Source organism: Intrasporangium sp. (assembly GCF_035688975.1).
Taxonomy (GTDB): Bacteria; Actinomycetota; Actinomycetes; order Actinomycetales; family Dermatophilaceae; genus CALMNV01.
In genome coordinates this window covers 21,070-35,349 of the sequence record NZ_DASSMH010000087.1, presented here as the reverse complement: position 1 = coordinate 35,349, position 14,280 = coordinate 21,070, and the positions used below count along the sequence as shown (strand labels likewise).

Below are 14,280 nucleotides of genomic sequence, written 5' to 3'. Positions count from 1 at the left end.
GCCGGCCGGCGCCGTGCAGTTCGTCGTCGGCACCGACCAGGCGATCGCGAACGGTGCCCTGGACACCGGGAGCCACCAGCTGTCGGAGCTGCTCGGCCGGCCCACGACGACGCTCGCCGAGTACGTCCGAAGAGTTCTCTGACCATGTCGTTCGCCTGGGTGCCGCTCACGGTGATGTACCCGTGGGCCGACGTGCCGGTGCTGCAGCTGTCGATGCCGACGCTCGATCCTCGCGGGCTCTTCGAGCTCGGCCGCCGGCTCGCCCCGCTCCGGGACCAGGGCACGCTCATCGTCGGCTCGGGCTTCACCACGCACAACCTGCGCTGGTTCAACCCGTCGGCCGGCTCCGACGCCCCACCGCCGCAGGCGAGCGCCGAGTTCGACCATTGGGCGGAGGAGGCCATGCGCGCCAAGGACGTCGACGGCCTGCTCGACTTCCTCGGGCGCGCGCCGGCGGCTCGGGTCGCCCACCCGCGGACCGAGCACTTCGCACCGCTCTTCGTCACGCTCGGTGCGGCCGAGGCCTCCGGCGGCCTCGACAACAGGTCCGTCATCGAGGGCTTCTGGTTCGGACTGTCCAAGCGTTCCTGGCAGTTCGCCTGACCGGGAACAACCCCGTGACCTCCTGCGTTCTTGACTGCATGGGGGTCACTCCCCAGACACGGCCGCGGCCCGGACCTCCCCTGACTCCGGGCCGCGGTCGTCCCATGTCCGGTCGGTTCGGACCACTCGACCGGCCTCGGCCGCCACTCCCCGTCCCCGTCACGTCGGGCGCAGCCGGCCCGTAGAGTGGCGGTACACCCGGTGGACGTATGCCGCCCACGGGGTCTCGGGATGCCGGCGAGGTCGCGGACCGGGCCGGGACAAGGGGAAGGACGGAACCCGTTCATGACTGACCAGCCCATCTCGGCCGGAGCGGCCGCGCAGGCGGCCCCCGCGCCGCTGCAGCCGCCCGCCATGGAGTCCGCCTTCGTCCTCACCGCGCCGGCCCCGGCGCCGCGCGTGGCGGAGACGGCCGCGCCGCGGATGGCGCCCGCCGTGCCGGAGGCCGCGCTGCCGGGTCTCGACGCCAAGGTCGACCGCTACCTGACGTCCCTTACGGAGGCCGCGGCCAAGTCCCCGGAGTTCGAGGCGAAGTCGGCCGACGTGCGGATGATGGGCAACGACGAGATCCGCTTCGCAGCCGAGTCGTCCAACCGCATGCTCCAGATGCCGGTCAAGGCGCTCAACGAGGGGTCCCTGTCCCAGGGCTCCAAGGTCGGGCGCACCCTGCTCGACCTGCGCCGGACGGTGGAGGACCTGGACCCGAGCCAGGCGACCGGTGCCAAGAAGTTCCTCGGCATGATCCCCTTCGGTGACCGCGTCACCGACTACTTCCGCAAGTACCAGTCGGCCCAGTCGCACCTCAACGGCGTCCTCCACGCCCTGCAGTCCGGCCAGGACGAGCTGCAGAAGGACAACGTCGCGCTCAACCTCGAGAAGAAGGCCCTGTGGGACTCCATGGGCCGGCTCAACCAGTACGTCTACGTCGCCGAGCGGCTCGACGCCCGGCTCGCCGCACAGGTCGCCACGCTCGAGGCGAGCGACCCCGAGCGGGCCAAGGCGCTGCGTGAGGACGTCCTCTTCTACGTCCGCCAGAAGCACCAGGACCTGCTCACGCAGCTCGCCGTCTCGATCCAGAACTACCTGGCCATCGACATCATCATCAAGAACAACATCGAGCTCATCAAGGGCGTCGACCGGGCCACCACGACCACCGTGTCGGCCCTGCGCACCGCCGTCATCGTCGCGCAGGCACTCAACAACCAGCAGCTCGTCCTCGACCAGATCACGGCGCTCAACACGACGACGTCGGGTCTCATCGAGCGCACGTCCGAGCTGCTCAAGAGCAACTCCGCCCGGATCCAGGAGCAGTCCGCCAGCGCGACGATCGGCATCGAGTCGCTGCAGAAGGCCTTCGCCAACATCTACGAGACGATGGACGCCATCGACACCTTCAAGGTCAAGGCGCTCGACAGCATGGCCGCCACGATCGGCACCCTCGAGACCGAGGTGGCCAAGTCCCGCAGCTACCTCGATCGGGTCCAGGCGCACGACGCACGCCAGACGGCCGGGGCGGCGGTCGGCGCCCTCGACCTCGGCCCGGCCCGGGGCTGACCGCGGGGAGAAGGACGTCCATGGGGATCCGGTCCTGGTTCGGGTTCGAGCGGCCCGAGGCGCCGGAGCCCGCGCACCCGGGCCCGCCGACCACCGAGCAGCTGCTCGCGGCCCTCGCCTCGGTCGAGGAGCAGGCCCGCGCCGGCAAGGTGCCGGGCGTCGTGCTGTCCCGGCTGCTGCGCGTCACGGGCACGGTGCGCCAGACGATCCCCCGCCTGCCCTCCCTCGGCCTCGGCAGCACCCAGGGCTACAGCGTCATGGCGACGGCGACCGACTACCTGCCCGTCGCCATCGGCAACTACCTGCGCCTGCCCCGTGACTGGGCCGACAGCCGGCCCGTCGCGGGCGGCAAGTCCTCGGTCATGCTCCTCGTCGACCAGCTCGACCTGCTCGGAGGCGTGATGGACAAGGTCTACGACGCCGTATGCCGTGCCGACGCCGAGGCGATCATCGTCCACGGGGCGTTCCTCGAGCAGAAGTTCGGCGCCGCCTCGACGGGTGGCGCCCTGGCCCTCGGCAGGCCCGACCCCACCTCGCTGCCGAGCGACGGCGCGCTCGCGCCGCCGGAGCCGTCATGAGGACCGTCGCGGGCACCGCCCCCACGCTCGCCGAGACCCTCGCGGAGCTCGTGGCCGTGGCCACCCGCTCCGGTCTCGACCCGGCCCGCGCCCGGGACGAGGGCCTGCGGGTCGCGGCAGCCCTCGCCGAGTCCGCGCCGGGGGCGCCCCATGAGTGGGCCGCGGTCGCCGCCCCCGGGACGACCGACCTCGCCGCGGTCAACGCCGCCTTCTTCGACGCAGCCTCCCGGGGCCGGCGGTGGCGGGCCGCCCCGACCGACCTGCTGGAGACGCTCGTCGGCGCCGGCCACGCAGCCGCCGCCGACTACGCCCGCGCCCTCACGGAGGTCGCCGCCGCCGCCTGCGCGCTCGGCGAGCCGACGATCCGGGTCGTGGGCAACGCGTCCGTCGCCTCCGCGGCCTACCTCACGGCCGCCCGGGCGCAGGCGGGTCCCTCCGCGACACAGGCCGGTCCCGCCGAGGCGGGGCAGGCCGGCGAGGCGGGGCAGGCGGCCGAGCCGCAGCAGGCCGGCGAGGCGGAGCAGGCGGCCGAGCCGGAGCAGGCGGCCGAGCCGGAGCAGGCGCCCGAGCCGGAGAGGTCCGTCGAGGAGCTGCTCGCCGAGCTCGACGCCATGATCGGGCTGGAGCGGGTCAAGCGTGAGATCCACCGGCAGGTGGCGCTGCTCACCGTCGAGAAGCTGCGCCTCGCGGCCGGCCTTCGCCAGACGCGGATCAGCAGGCACCTCGTCTTCGTCGGCAACCCCGGCACGGGCAAGACGACGGTCGCCCGGCTGGTCGGGGCGATCTACCGGGCGCTCGGCCTGCTCGAGACGGGGCAGCTCGTCGAGGTGGACCGGTCCGAGCTCGTCGCCGGCTACGTCGGGCAGACCGCGATGAAGACCGCGGAGGTGTGCGGCAAGGCCACCGGCGGCGTCCTCTTCATCGACGAGGCGTACTCCCTGACCGGCGACCAGTACGCGCAGGAGGCGGTCAACACCCTGGTCAAGGAGATGGAGGACCACCGCGAGGACCTCGTCGTCATCGTGGCCGGCTACCCGCAGCCGATGGTCGGCTTCCTCGCGAGCAACCCGGGCCTCGCCAGCCGCTTCCCCACGACGATCGAGTTCGAGGACTACAGCGACGACGAGCTCCTCGCCATCCTCGACTCGATCGTGGCCGCAGCCGACTACGAGCTCACCGAGGAGGCCCGGACCCGCGCCCGTCACCTGTTCCAGTCCACCCCGCGCACGCCCGCCTTCGGCAACGGCCGCTTCGCGCGAACGCTCTTCGAGCACGCCGTCGGCCGGCACGCCTGGCGGCTGCGGCACGCCACCCGGCCCACCCGAGACGAGCTGCGCCTGCTCACCGCCGCCGACCTCGTGGAGCAGGTCGAGCCGTCGACGCCGTCGGAGCGGGCCGACCGGGCGGAGGCCGAGGCGAGGGAACCGGAAGGGCCGCGGCATACGTCCGACGTCGCACGCAGCCTGCCCACCAGCGAGGAACCCGCATGACGACCACGTCACCGGCACCGTCCATCCCGGCCCCCGGGCCGGCGCCGACGGCCGCCCCCCGCGGCCGGGTGAGCGCCGCGGCGCGGCGGCTGCTGCAGGGCACCCCCGGCCGGATGCGGCTCTTCGGCGCCCTCGCCGTGCTCGCCGCCGTGGTCCTCGGCGCCGTGAGCGCCAACGCGCTGCTCGCCTCGCGCGCCGCGGTGCAGCGAGCGGCCAACAACACCGCCCAGGTCGTGCGGGTCCAGTCCGTCCACGTCGACCTCTTGCGGGCCGACGCGCTCGCCACGAACGCGTTCCTGGTCGGCGGCCTCGAGCCCGCCGACCAGCGCGCCCGCTACGACGCCGCGATGGCGAGCGTCGCCCGCGCCCTCACCGAGGCCGCGGCGGCCCAGCCGGCGGATGCCCGGGCCCTCGGCGCCCTGTCCCAGCAGGTGCAGACGTATGCCGCCCTCGTGCAGCAGGGCCGGTCCAACAACCGCCTCGGCCTGCCGATCGGGGCGCAGTACGTCCGCCAGGCGAGCGCGGGCCTGCGCGCCGACGCCATCCCGATCGTCACGGCCATCACCGACGCCAACCAGCGCCGGGCGGCGGCCGAGTTCGAGCGGACGGACGCGCGCTGGCAGCTCGGCGCCGGCGCGGTGTCCCTCGTCGTGCTCGTCCTCGTCGCCGTGTGGCTCGCCCGGCGCACCCACCGCTTCGTCAACGTCTCCCTCGCCGCCGCCTTCGCCCTGCTCCTCCTCGCGCTCTTCGCCGCCAACTCGGTCATCGGCAGCATCGCCACGACGACGGCCACCGTGGCCCGCGACGACTACGCGCGCACCGTCGCGCTGGCCGAGATCCGCACGGCCGCCAACGACGCCCGCGCGACGGAGAGCCTCACGCTCATCGCCCGGGGGTCCGGCGCCACCCTGGAGAAGACGTGGCAGGCGGACGCCGGGCGGGTCCAGGCCACCCTGACCCAGGCGCGGCTCGGCACGGACACGTGGGCCGCCTACACGTCGGTGCACCAGCAGATCCGCAGGCTCGACGACGGCGGCCAGTGGGACGCCGCCGTGCGGCTCGCCACGACCACCGAGCCCACGGGCGCCGGCCCCCGCTTCGACGCCTTCGACACCGAGGTGACCGGCGCCCGTGACGCCGCCAGCGCCTCCGCGGTCGGCACGCTCGGCGACGTGGGGGCCCTCGCCCCCCTCTACGCGGTGCTCGTCGCCCTCGCCGCCGTCGTGGCTGGCTGGCTCGTCGTGCGCGGCATCGGGCAGCGCGTCGGGGAGTACGCATGACCGGAGGACCCGTGACCGGCCGCCGGCTCCGAGGACGGCCCCGGCGTGACCTGCTCACGCTGCTCCTGGCGGGCGGCGCCGCGATCACCACCGCGTGCTCCGGGGTGACCTATGCCGACACGCCGGTGCCGACGCCGCCTGCCACGTCGGCCGCGCCGGCGGCTCCCGCCACCCCTGCGACGTGCGCCGACGCCACCGCGTCCTACGACCCGCTGCCCGCCCTTCCGCCGGCGAACGGCATACCGGACGCCAAGGTGCGGGCCATCCGCGACCGCGGGCACCTCGTCGTCGGGGTCTCCGCGGACACGTACCTCTTCGCGGCGCGCAACCCCATCAGCGGCCGCATCGAGGGCTTCGACATCGACATCGCCAGAGAGGTGGCCCGGGCCCTCTTCGGCGACCCCGACAAGATCCAGCTGCGCGTCATCACCGCCGCCGACCGGATCCCCCTGCTCGAGAAGCAGGAGGTCGACATGGTCGTGCGCAACATGACCATGACGTGCGACCGGTGGACCCGGATCGCCTTCTCCGCGGAGTACTACCACTCCGGCCAGAAGGTACTCGTCGCCAAGGGGTCCACCGCCGTCACCCTCGCCGACCTCAAGGGCAAGCGGGTCTGCGCACCACGGGGCACGTCGTCGCTCGACAAGCTGCGGTCGGTCAGCGGACCGGTCCCGGTCACGGCGGAGAACCACACCGGCTGCCTCGTCCTCTTCCAGCAGGGCAAGGCCGACGCCATCACCGGCGACGACACCGTGCTCGCGGGCCTGGCCGCGCAGGACCCCTACACCGTCGTGACGAAGGCGCCCGCGATCACCGCCGAGCCCTACGGCATCGGGCTCAACAAGTCCGACGTCTACCTCGCCCGCTACGTCAACCGCGTCCTCGCCGACGTCAAGGCGAGCGGCCGCTGGAGGGCCATCTACACGACGTGGCTGGCCGGCCCCCTCGGCCCGGCGCCTGCTCCACCGACGGCGGTGTACGGCCGCTGATGGCGATCCCCTTCCCCTCCCCCGCCGGCCCCACGGCGCCTGCCCCGGACACCCCGGTCGGCGCCGCGCCGGGCGTCGTCGCGCCGGGCGTCGTCGCGGCAGGCGTCGTCGCGCCGACCGCGCCCGGTGCCCTCGGGGTGCCCGTCTCGGCGACCGAGGCCCAGGCCTACCTCGCCGCCCTGCGTGAGTGGGTGCGCCAGCGGCGCGCGGACCTCGACGCCGTCGACGCCGCCCTGCTCCGGCTCACGCCCACGGAGCAGGCCGGGGTGACCACCGACCTCACGGTCGCGCTGACCTTCTGGAAGGCGGTCAGCGACCGGCTCGCCGCCCTCGAGACGACGTGGGACGGCGGGCGAGTCGGACCGGCCGAGGCCGAGCGCCTGTCGGCGCTCATCCACGGCCGCCTCGACGCGGGCGGCGCAGCGGACCTGCCCGCGGGGGGGTCGCTCGGCGTGAGCCTCCCCGAGGCGTGCCGGCTGCTCGACTCGCTGACCCGAACGCTCCAGGCCCGCGCCGCCCTCGCCCCGGGCGCCGCCGAGGCCAGCCAGCGGATCACGCTCGCCCGGGCCGGGCTCGAGCGGATCCGGGACCAGCTCCCCCTCGTGCCCGCCGGCGAGGACCGTGACTCGGCGGTGGTCGCGGTGGCCCGTCTCGACAAGCGGCTCACGGAGCTGGTCGACCGGGCGCGCCGGGGTGCGGACGTCGGTGGCCTCCTCGGTCCGCTCGAGATCGACCTCGCCGTCCTCGAGCGCGACCTCATCGTCGCCGCCGCGGAGCGCGCCGAGACGGCCAAGAGCCGCGTCCGCACCGAGCGGCGGCTCGTGGAGCTCGATGCCCGGGCCGACGCCGTGCGCGCGCTGGAGCAGGCCTGCCTCGCCGCCGTCACGCCGGCGCCTCGCCTCGCGGTGCCCAACGTCCGAGCGCTGGGACCCGTGCCGCAGAGCGCCCGGGAGCTCGCGGCATACGACGCCCGGGTCGAGCGGGTGGCGCGCGCGCTCGACCTCGTCCACGACCGGTATGCCGGCGCGCTGGCTGAGCGCGACGAGGTGGTCGGCCTCGCCGGGGCGGTGGCCGCGATCGCGGCGGGCACAGCGGTGCCCGACCAGGCCGCGGCCGACCTCGCCGAGCTGCGCCGCCGGCTCGACGAGGTGCTCGCGGCGGTCCCCCTGCCCGTGCCGCGCGCCCGGGCCCTCGTCGCGGCCTACCAGGCCTACGTCGACGCCATCGGCCGCTCGGGCGGCCGGCCCGGCCGGCCCGGCCGGAAGGAGCGAGGATGACCACCACGACCCGCTGCGCCCAGCCCGGCTGCACCGGCACCGTCGTCGACGGCTACTGCGACGTGTGCGGCCTGCCGGGCGACGGCGGCGCGACCCTGCCCCCGCCCTCCGGCGCGACCCTGCCCCCGCCCTCCGGCGCGAGCCTGTCCCCGCCTTCCGGCGCGACCCTGCCCCCGCCCTCCGGCGCGCCGCGGCCCGTGCCCGACGGCGTGGCCTGCAGCCAGCCCGGCTGCAGCGGGCACATCGTCGACGGCTACTGCGACGTCTGTGGCACACCGCCCACGACATCGGCCGCAGCGCCCGGTGCCGCAGCCGCCCGAGGCGTGACCGGTGCCGTGGCGGGCGTCGGTCCCGAGCTGTCCACGCGCTCGGCTGCCTCGAGCAACCTCGCCTCGGCGGCGCTCGGCTCACGGCGCGCCCGCGAGTCCGGGAGCGTGGCCACCCGCCGCACCGGCGGGTCGCAGCGGCTGCGCGCCGCGCGGCTCGGGGGCGGCATCACCACGGTGCACCCGGCGCCGGAGATCGACGCCGAGAAGGCCCTGCTTATCGACCCCATGGTCCCGGAGCACAAGCGCTTCTGCCCCAAGTGCGGTGAGCCGGTCGGGCGCGGTCGCGAGGGCCGTCCCGGCCGGACGACCGGCTTCTGCCCGAAGTGCCGCCAGCCCTTCTCCTTCGAGCCCAAGCTGCGCCCCGGGGACCTCGTCGGCGGGCAGTATGCCGTCGCCGGCTGCCTGGCCCACGGCGGCCTGGGCTGGATCTACCTCGCCCGCGACAAGAACGTCTCCGACCGCTGGGTCGTGCTGAAGGGCCTGCTCAACTCGGCGGACCCCGACGCCCTCGCGGCCGCCATCGCCGAGCAGCGGTTCCTCGCGCAGGTCTCGCACCCCAACATCGTCGAGATCTACAACTTCGTCACGCACGAGGACGCCGGCTACATCGTCATGGAGTACGTCGGCGGCACCTCGCTCAAGTCGCTGCTCAAGCAGCGGATGCAGGCGGCCGGCCGCTACGACCCGCTGCCGGTGGACCAGGCGCTCGCCTACCTCCTGGAGATCCTCCCGGCCTTCCAGTACCTGCACGACCTCGGGCTCGTCTTCTGCGACTTCAAGCCGGACAACATCATCCAGGTGGGCGACGAGGTCAAGCTCATCGACCTCGGCGGGGTGCGACGGGTCGACGACGAGGTCTCGGCCATCTTCGGCACGGTCGGCTACCAGGCACCCGAGGTGGCCGAGCTCGGCACGTCCGTGGCGTCGGACATCTACACCATCGGCCGCACCCTCGTCGTGCTGACGATGGAGTTCCGCGGCTACCAGACGACCTACCTGCACAGCCTGCCGCCGCAGGACTCGAGCCCCGTCTTCCAGCGGTACGACTCGTTCTACCGGCTCGTGGCCAAGGCGTGCGCCCCCAACCGGGACGACCGCTTCGTCTCCGCGGACGAGCTGCGCTCGCAGATGGTCGGTGTCCTGCGGGAGGTCGTGAGCATCGACCGCGGCGCCGGCGCCGCGACGTCGACCGTGTCCTCGCTGCTCTTCGACGCGCCGACGCCGGGCACGGAGCCCGACGACTGGCGCAACCTGCCGTCGCTGCGGCGCGACCCGCACGACGCGCAGACCGGCTGGCTGCAGACCGTGGACGGCAGCCCGCTCGAGCGGCTCGGGCTGCTCGCCCGGGCGCCGCAGCAGTCGACGGAGGTGCTCCTCGAGACGGCCCGGACGGCGCTCGAGGCCGGCAAGCCCGGCGTGGCCGACTCCGTGGCCCAGACGCTGCTCGCCAAGGACCCCTGGGAGTGGCGCGCCGTGTGGATCCAGGGGCTGGCGGCGCTCGAGAGGGCCGACGCCCCCGCCGCGCAGGCCGCGTTCAACGCCGTCTACGGCCAGGTGCCGGGCGAGCTCGCCCCCAAGCTGGCGCTCGCCCACGCGTGCGAGAAGGCCGGAGACGACGCGGTCGCCGAGCACCTCTACGTCGCCTGCGCCCGGACCGACGCGACCTACGTGCCCATGGCCGCCTTCGGGCTCGCCCGCCTGCGGGCGGCCCGCGGGGACGTCGACGGCGCGGTCGCGGCATACCGGCTCGTCTCGCCGCAGTCGAGCGCCCACCGCACCGCGCAGGCCGGCCTGGCCGAGCTGCTCACCACGGCCCACCGCGGGCTGCCCGACCTCGCCGAGGCGCTGCGCACCCTCGCGGACACCTCCCTGACGGCCCGCCGACGGGCCGAGGTCACGGCGTCCGTCTACCGGGCCGCCCTCGCCGCCGTGCGCACGTCCGGTCCCGCGCAGGTGCGGCTGGGCGACCGGCCGGCCACCGAGCCGAACCTGCGGGTCGGCCTCGAGGCGGCCCTGCGGGACCTCGCGCGGACGAGCACCGACCCCGACGAGCGCGTGCGGCTCGTCGACGAGGCCAACTCCGTCCGACCCTGGAGCGTGGTGTGATCCAGATCCCCAGTCCCGACGCAGGCGTCCCGGCCGGCCGCTGCCCGTCCTGCGGCACCCCGCACGACGCCGGTGCGGCGTTCTGCGAGGCGTGCGGCGCCGGCCTCGTCGCCGGCGTGGCCGCGACCCGGACCGAGCCGGCCACGCCGGTCATCGCCGCCGCGACCCCGCAGACGGCGCGGGCCGGTGACGAGTCGCCGCTCGACGTCGGCTGGACCGGCGCCGTGCCCTCCGGCCTCGACGCGGTCGGCGGCCCCGGCGCCGGGAGCGACGTGTGCCCCGTGTGCGGGCAGGGCCGGATGCTCGACGGTTACTGCGACAACTGCGGCGCCCCGGCCCCCGACCCGCGCGACCACTGGACCGAGCGGCCTGCCTCGTGGGTCGGCGGTGTGTGCGACATCGGCCGGCGGCACTCCCGCAACGAGGACGCCATGGCGCTCGCCGCCACCGAACCTGCCGGCTCGCGCTCCGTGCTCGTCGTGTGCGACGGGGTGTCGATGGCGACCGACTCGCACATCGCGTCGCTGGCCGCGGCCCAGGCCGCGCGGACGGTCCTCGACCAGCCCCTGCCGCGGGGAGCCGGCACCCACGACGCCTGGGCGGCGGGCGCCGCACGCGCGCTCGGCTCGGCCGTCACCGCCGCCAACGCGGCCGTCCGCGAAGCGGTGACCACGGACGTGCCCAACCCGCCCTCGTGCACCCTCGCGGCGGCGGTCGTCGAGGGGGGGATCGTCGTGGCGGGGAACGTCGGGGACAGCCGCGTCTACTGGCTGCCCGACGCGACGAGCGAGCCGGCCCGGCAGCTGGGGCGCGACGACTCCTACGCCAACGAGCGCATCCTCGCCGGCGTCAGCCGCGCCGAGGCCGAGACCGGGCCGGGGGCCCACTCGATCACCCGGTGGCTGGGCCGCGACGCACCGCCCGACCTCACTCCCCACGTGACCACCCTCGCGCCGGGCACGGCGGGCTGGTTGCTCGTGTGCTCGGACGGGCTGTGGAACTACTGCTCCGACTCGGAGGCGCTGCGCGGGCTCGTCCACGAGACCGCCGCCCGGGTGGGCGGCGTGCCCACCGTGCTCGCGCAGGCGCTCGTCGACTTCGCCAACGAGCGTGGGGGACGCGACAACATCACGGTTGCCCTGGCCAGACTGCCTGGGCAAGGATCGACCGCACAGGACGACGGCGCCGCCGCGACCGCGCCGCAGGAAGGGGACCCGGCCCATGGCTGACTTCACCGCCGAGGCGTTCCAGAACGAGTTCCTGCCCGACGGCGGCACCGACGTGCACGCCATCGTCCGGGTGACGAGCACGGGAGCCTCCGCGGGCGGGACCGCCCCCGCCGCCACGTCCGGCTCGGCCGCCGAGGTGATCCTCATCGACACCTCCGGCTCGATGGGCCGGCGCGGGGTCGAGGCCGCCGGCCAGGCTGCCCGGGCGGCCCTCAGCGAGATGGTCGACGGCACCCTCTTCGCCGTCGTGTCCGGCAGCGGCACCGCCCAGATCGTCTACCCCTACGGCAACCAGGGCCCGCTCGCGGTCATGTCGTCCGCGACACGCACGGAGGCGATCCGGGCCGTCCAGGGCCTGCGCGCCAACGGCGGCACGGCCATGGGCACGTGGCTCACCCTGGCGCGGCGGATCTTCGAGACGGTGCCGCACGTGACCAAGCGGCACGCCATCCTGCTCACCGACGGCGTCAACGAGGGCGAGCGCCCCGCCTCGCTGCAGGCGGCCGTCCAGAGCTGCATGGGCGTCTTCCAGTGCGACTGCCGCGGCGTCGGTGACCAGTGGCGGGTCGACGAGGTCCGCGCCATCGCGTCCGCGCTCCTCGGCACGGTGGACATCATCCCCGGCCCGGAGGACATGGCCGCGGAGTTCGCGACGATGATGCGCGCCTCGATGGCGCGCGGGGTCGCCGCGGCCGAGCTGCGCGTGTGGGTGCCGCAGGGCGCCGAGCTGCTCTTCGTCAGGCAGGTCTCGCCGACGCTCGAGGACCTGTCGGGCCGCCGCACCCCGGTCAACGCCCTCACCGGCGCCTACCCCACCGGGGCGTGGGCCGACGAGAGCCGGGACTACCACGTCGCGGTGCGCCTGCCCGCCCGCAGCCTCGGGCAGGAGCAGCTGGCCGCGCGGGTCTCCCTCGCCGTCGACGGCCAGCCGGTGGCGCAGGCCCTCGTCAAGGCCAAGTGGTCGGGCGACGACGCGCTGACGACCCGGATCGACCCGGCGGTCGCGGCATACACCGGGCAGGCCGAGCTGGCGCAGGTGATCCAGGACGGCCTCGCCGCGAAGGCGGCCGGCCGCGACGACGTCGCGACGTCCAAGCTCGGCCGCGCCGTGCAGCTGGCCTCGGCGACCGGCAACGACGAGATGACCTCGCGCCTGCGCAAGGTGGTCGAGATCGACGACGCCGACGCTGGCACCGTCCGGCTCAAGAAGGGTGCGTCGAAGATCGACGAGATGTCCCTCGACACGGCCTCGACGAAGACGAGCCGGGTGCGCCGATGAGCTCGGTCTGCCCCAACGGCCACCCGTCGGCGGCCGACGACTACTGCGACGTATGCGGCACGCCGATAACCGCGGCCGCCTCGGGTGCCGAGACGGGCGCGGGCGGGGAGGCCACGCCGGGGCGGGCAGCCGCGTCCGGTGGGACACTGTCTGGTGAGACGCCCTCGTCCCTGACCATCGACCCCTTTCCCAGCGCTCCGGCGCCCGCCGCGCCGGCCGGTCCGCCGCCGGAGTCGACCGCGCTCGAGTGCCCCAACTGCGCCACCGGCAACCCGGAGGGCGCGCTCTTCTGTGAGGCGTGCGGCTACGACTTCACGACCGGCGCCATGCCTCGCGGCCTCTCCGCTTCGACCGGTGCCGCGGACCCCGGGCAGCCCGCCGCGGGCGCGGCGCAGCCGGGCGCGGCGCAGCCGGGCGCGGGCGCGGCGCCCGGCACCCCCACCCAGAGCGGGTCCGGATCGCCCGGCGACGTGGCCTGGGTCGCCGAGGTGTGGGTCGACCCCGACTGGTACCAGACCCAGCAGGCCGAGGACCCGTGCCCGTCCCCGGGGCTGCCCACCATCGTGCCGCTGCGGCGCCGGAGCGTGCTGCTCGGCCGGGTCTCGGTGAGCCGCAACACCCATCCCGAGATCGACCTGTCGAGCGACCCGGGCGTCAGCCGCCGCCACGCGCAGCTGACGACCGACGGGTCGCGGTGGTTCGTCGAGGACCTCGGCTCGTCCAACGGCACCTTTGTGGGCCCCGCGTCCGGACCCCTGCCGGAGAAGCCCATCGCGGTCGGGCCGCGGACCGAGCTCGATGACGACGACCGGCTCTACGTCGGGGCCTGGACGCGCGTCGTCGTGCGCGAGGCGACGCCGGACGAGGTCACGGCACACGAGTGAGCCGCACCGGCCATCGGCGGCCATAGGGTGGGCACGTGACCGCACGGTTCCCCCTCCCGGCCACCGTCGACATTCCCCAGGTCATCGTCGTCACCGGCGTCATGGCCGCCGGCAAGTCCACCGTCTCCCAGCTGCTCGCCGAGCGCTTCACGCGGGGCGTCCACCTGCGCGGCGACGAGTTCCGGCGCATGGTCGTCAGCGGCCGCGTCGACATGACGCCGCACGGCGACCCCGAGGCCGAGCGGCAGCTCGCCCTGCGCCACACCATCGCTGCCCATGCGGCCCACCTCTACGCGGAGGCCGGCTTCACCGTCGTCGTGCAGGACCTGTTCGTCGGTCGGAGCCTCGAGCCGTTCCTCGCCCAGATCCCCTACCGACCGCTCAGCCTCGTCATGCTCGCGCCGGAGGTGTCGGTCGTCATGCGTCGGGAGTCCGAGCGCGTCAAGAAGGGCTACGGCGACAACTGGTCGATCCGTGACTTCGACCACCGGGTCCGCACGGAGACGCCACACATCGGGCTGTGGCTGGACAGCTCGAAGCACACCCCTGAACAGACGGTCGACGAGGTGCTCGCGCGGCTCGAGCAGGCGCGCATCGACTGACGTCGGCCAGGGGCTGGGCCGGCGTGGGCTGGCTGAGGCTGGGACGCCTCGCCCCCCAACCGAGCCCCGCCCACGTC

11 protein-coding genes and 1 pseudogene are annotated in these 14,280 nt (G+C 74.8%); all 12 read left to right on the top strand.

The genetic code is table 11. The annotated features are described in order from the left end of the window. Positions 1-153: 153 nt before the first annotated feature. Positions 154-603: pseudogene (locus VFJ94_RS09430) on the top strand (dioxygenase); the annotation flags it as partial. Between the two features lie 285 nt (positions 604-888). Next, positions 889-2,157: a toxic anion resistance protein gene (locus tag VFJ94_RS09425; RefSeq protein ID WP_325003948.1), complete on the top strand. Its 1,269-nt coding sequence runs from the start codon at positions 889-891 to the stop codon at positions 2,155-2,157. A 20-nt stretch (positions 2,158-2,177) separates the two neighbouring features. Continuing rightward, the gene (locus tag VFJ94_RS09420) at positions 2,178-2,735 is read left to right on the top strand and encodes a hypothetical protein (RefSeq protein ID WP_325003947.1); all 558 of its coding nucleotides are present in this window, start codon (positions 2,178-2,180) and stop codon (positions 2,733-2,735) included. Next, entirely contained in the window at positions 2,732-4,225 is a 1,494-nt protein-coding gene (locus tag VFJ94_RS09415) for an AAA family ATPase (protein WP_325003946.1), read from the top strand. The genes VFJ94_RS09420 and VFJ94_RS09415 overlap by 4 nt, the downstream gene beginning before the upstream one ends. Continuing rightward, positions 4,222-5,505, top strand: coding sequence for a hypothetical protein (locus VFJ94_RS09410; protein WP_325003945.1), 1,284 nt, complete (start codon positions 4,222-4,224; stop codon positions 5,503-5,505). Before VFJ94_RS09415 ends, VFJ94_RS09410 begins: the two co-directional genes overlap by 4 nt. Further along, positions 5,502-6,497, top strand: coding sequence for a glutamate ABC transporter substrate-binding protein (locus VFJ94_RS09405; protein ID WP_325003944.1), 996 nt, complete (start codon positions 5,502-5,504; stop codon positions 6,495-6,497). Before VFJ94_RS09410 ends, VFJ94_RS09405 begins: the two co-directional genes overlap by 4 nt. Further along, positions 6,497-7,774 (top strand): hypothetical protein, encoded by a 1,278-nt coding sequence (locus VFJ94_RS09400; RefSeq protein ID WP_325003943.1) that lies wholly within the window; start codon positions 6,497-6,499, stop codon positions 7,772-7,774. Before VFJ94_RS09405 ends, VFJ94_RS09400 begins: the two co-directional genes overlap by 1 nt. Next, positions 7,771-10,209 (top strand): serine/threonine-protein kinase, encoded by a 2,439-nt coding sequence (locus VFJ94_RS09395; protein ID WP_325003942.1) that lies wholly within the window; start codon positions 7,771-7,773, stop codon positions 10,207-10,209. The genes VFJ94_RS09400 and VFJ94_RS09395 overlap by 4 nt, the downstream gene beginning before the upstream one ends. Continuing rightward, positions 10,206-11,438, top strand: a complete 1,233-nt coding sequence (locus tag VFJ94_RS09390; RefSeq protein ID WP_325003941.1) for a protein phosphatase 2C domain-containing protein — start codon at positions 10,206-10,208, stop codon at positions 11,436-11,438. Before VFJ94_RS09395 ends, VFJ94_RS09390 begins: the two co-directional genes overlap by 4 nt. Further along, positions 11,431-12,717, top strand: coding sequence for a VWA domain-containing protein (locus VFJ94_RS09385; protein ID WP_325003940.1), 1,287 nt, complete (start codon positions 11,431-11,433; stop codon positions 12,715-12,717). Before VFJ94_RS09390 ends, VFJ94_RS09385 begins: the two co-directional genes overlap by 8 nt. Beyond that, complete coding sequence (locus VFJ94_RS09380; protein ID WP_325003939.1) at positions 12,714-13,601, top strand: FHA domain-containing protein; 888 nt, start codon at positions 12,714-12,716, stop codon at positions 13,599-13,601. The genes VFJ94_RS09385 and VFJ94_RS09380 overlap by 4 nt, the downstream gene beginning before the upstream one ends. Positions 13,602-13,636: 35 nt before the next feature. Next, on the top strand, positions 13,637-14,203 hold the full coding sequence (locus VFJ94_RS09375; RefSeq protein WP_325003938.1) for an AAA family ATPase: 567 nt from the start codon (positions 13,637-13,639) through the stop codon (positions 14,201-14,203). The last annotated feature ends 77 nt before the right edge of the window (positions 14,204-14,280 follow it).

Coding starts and splice junctions, on each gene's coding strand:
- VFJ94_RS09410 (WP_325003945.1), top strand. CDS start 4,222: ATGACGACCACGTCACCGGCACCGTCCATCCCGGCCCCCGGGCCGGCG.
- VFJ94_RS09420 (WP_325003947.1), top strand. CDS start 2,178: ATGGGGATCCGGTCCTGGTTCGGGTTCGAGCGGCCCGAGGCGCCGGAG.
- VFJ94_RS09395 (WP_325003942.1), top strand. CDS start 7,771: ATGACCACCACGACCCGCTGCGCCCAGCCCGGCTGCACCGGCACCGTC.
- VFJ94_RS09400 (WP_325003943.1), top strand. CDS start 6,497: ATGGCGATCCCCTTCCCCTCCCCCGCCGGCCCCACGGCGCCTGCCCCG.
- VFJ94_RS09415 (WP_325003946.1), top strand. CDS start 2,732: ATGAGGACCGTCGCGGGCACCGCCCCCACGCTCGCCGAGACCCTCGCG.
- VFJ94_RS09425 (WP_325003948.1), top strand. CDS start 889: ATGACTGACCAGCCCATCTCGGCCGGAGCGGCCGCGCAGGCGGCCCCC.
- VFJ94_RS09385 (WP_325003940.1), top strand. CDS start 11,431: ATGGCTGACTTCACCGCCGAGGCGTTCCAGAACGAGTTCCTGCCCGAC.
- VFJ94_RS09405 (WP_325003944.1), top strand. CDS start 5,502: ATGACCGGAGGACCCGTGACCGGCCGCCGGCTCCGAGGACGGCCCCGG.
- VFJ94_RS09380 (WP_325003939.1), top strand. CDS start 12,714: ATGAGCTCGGTCTGCCCCAACGGCCACCCGTCGGCGGCCGACGACTAC.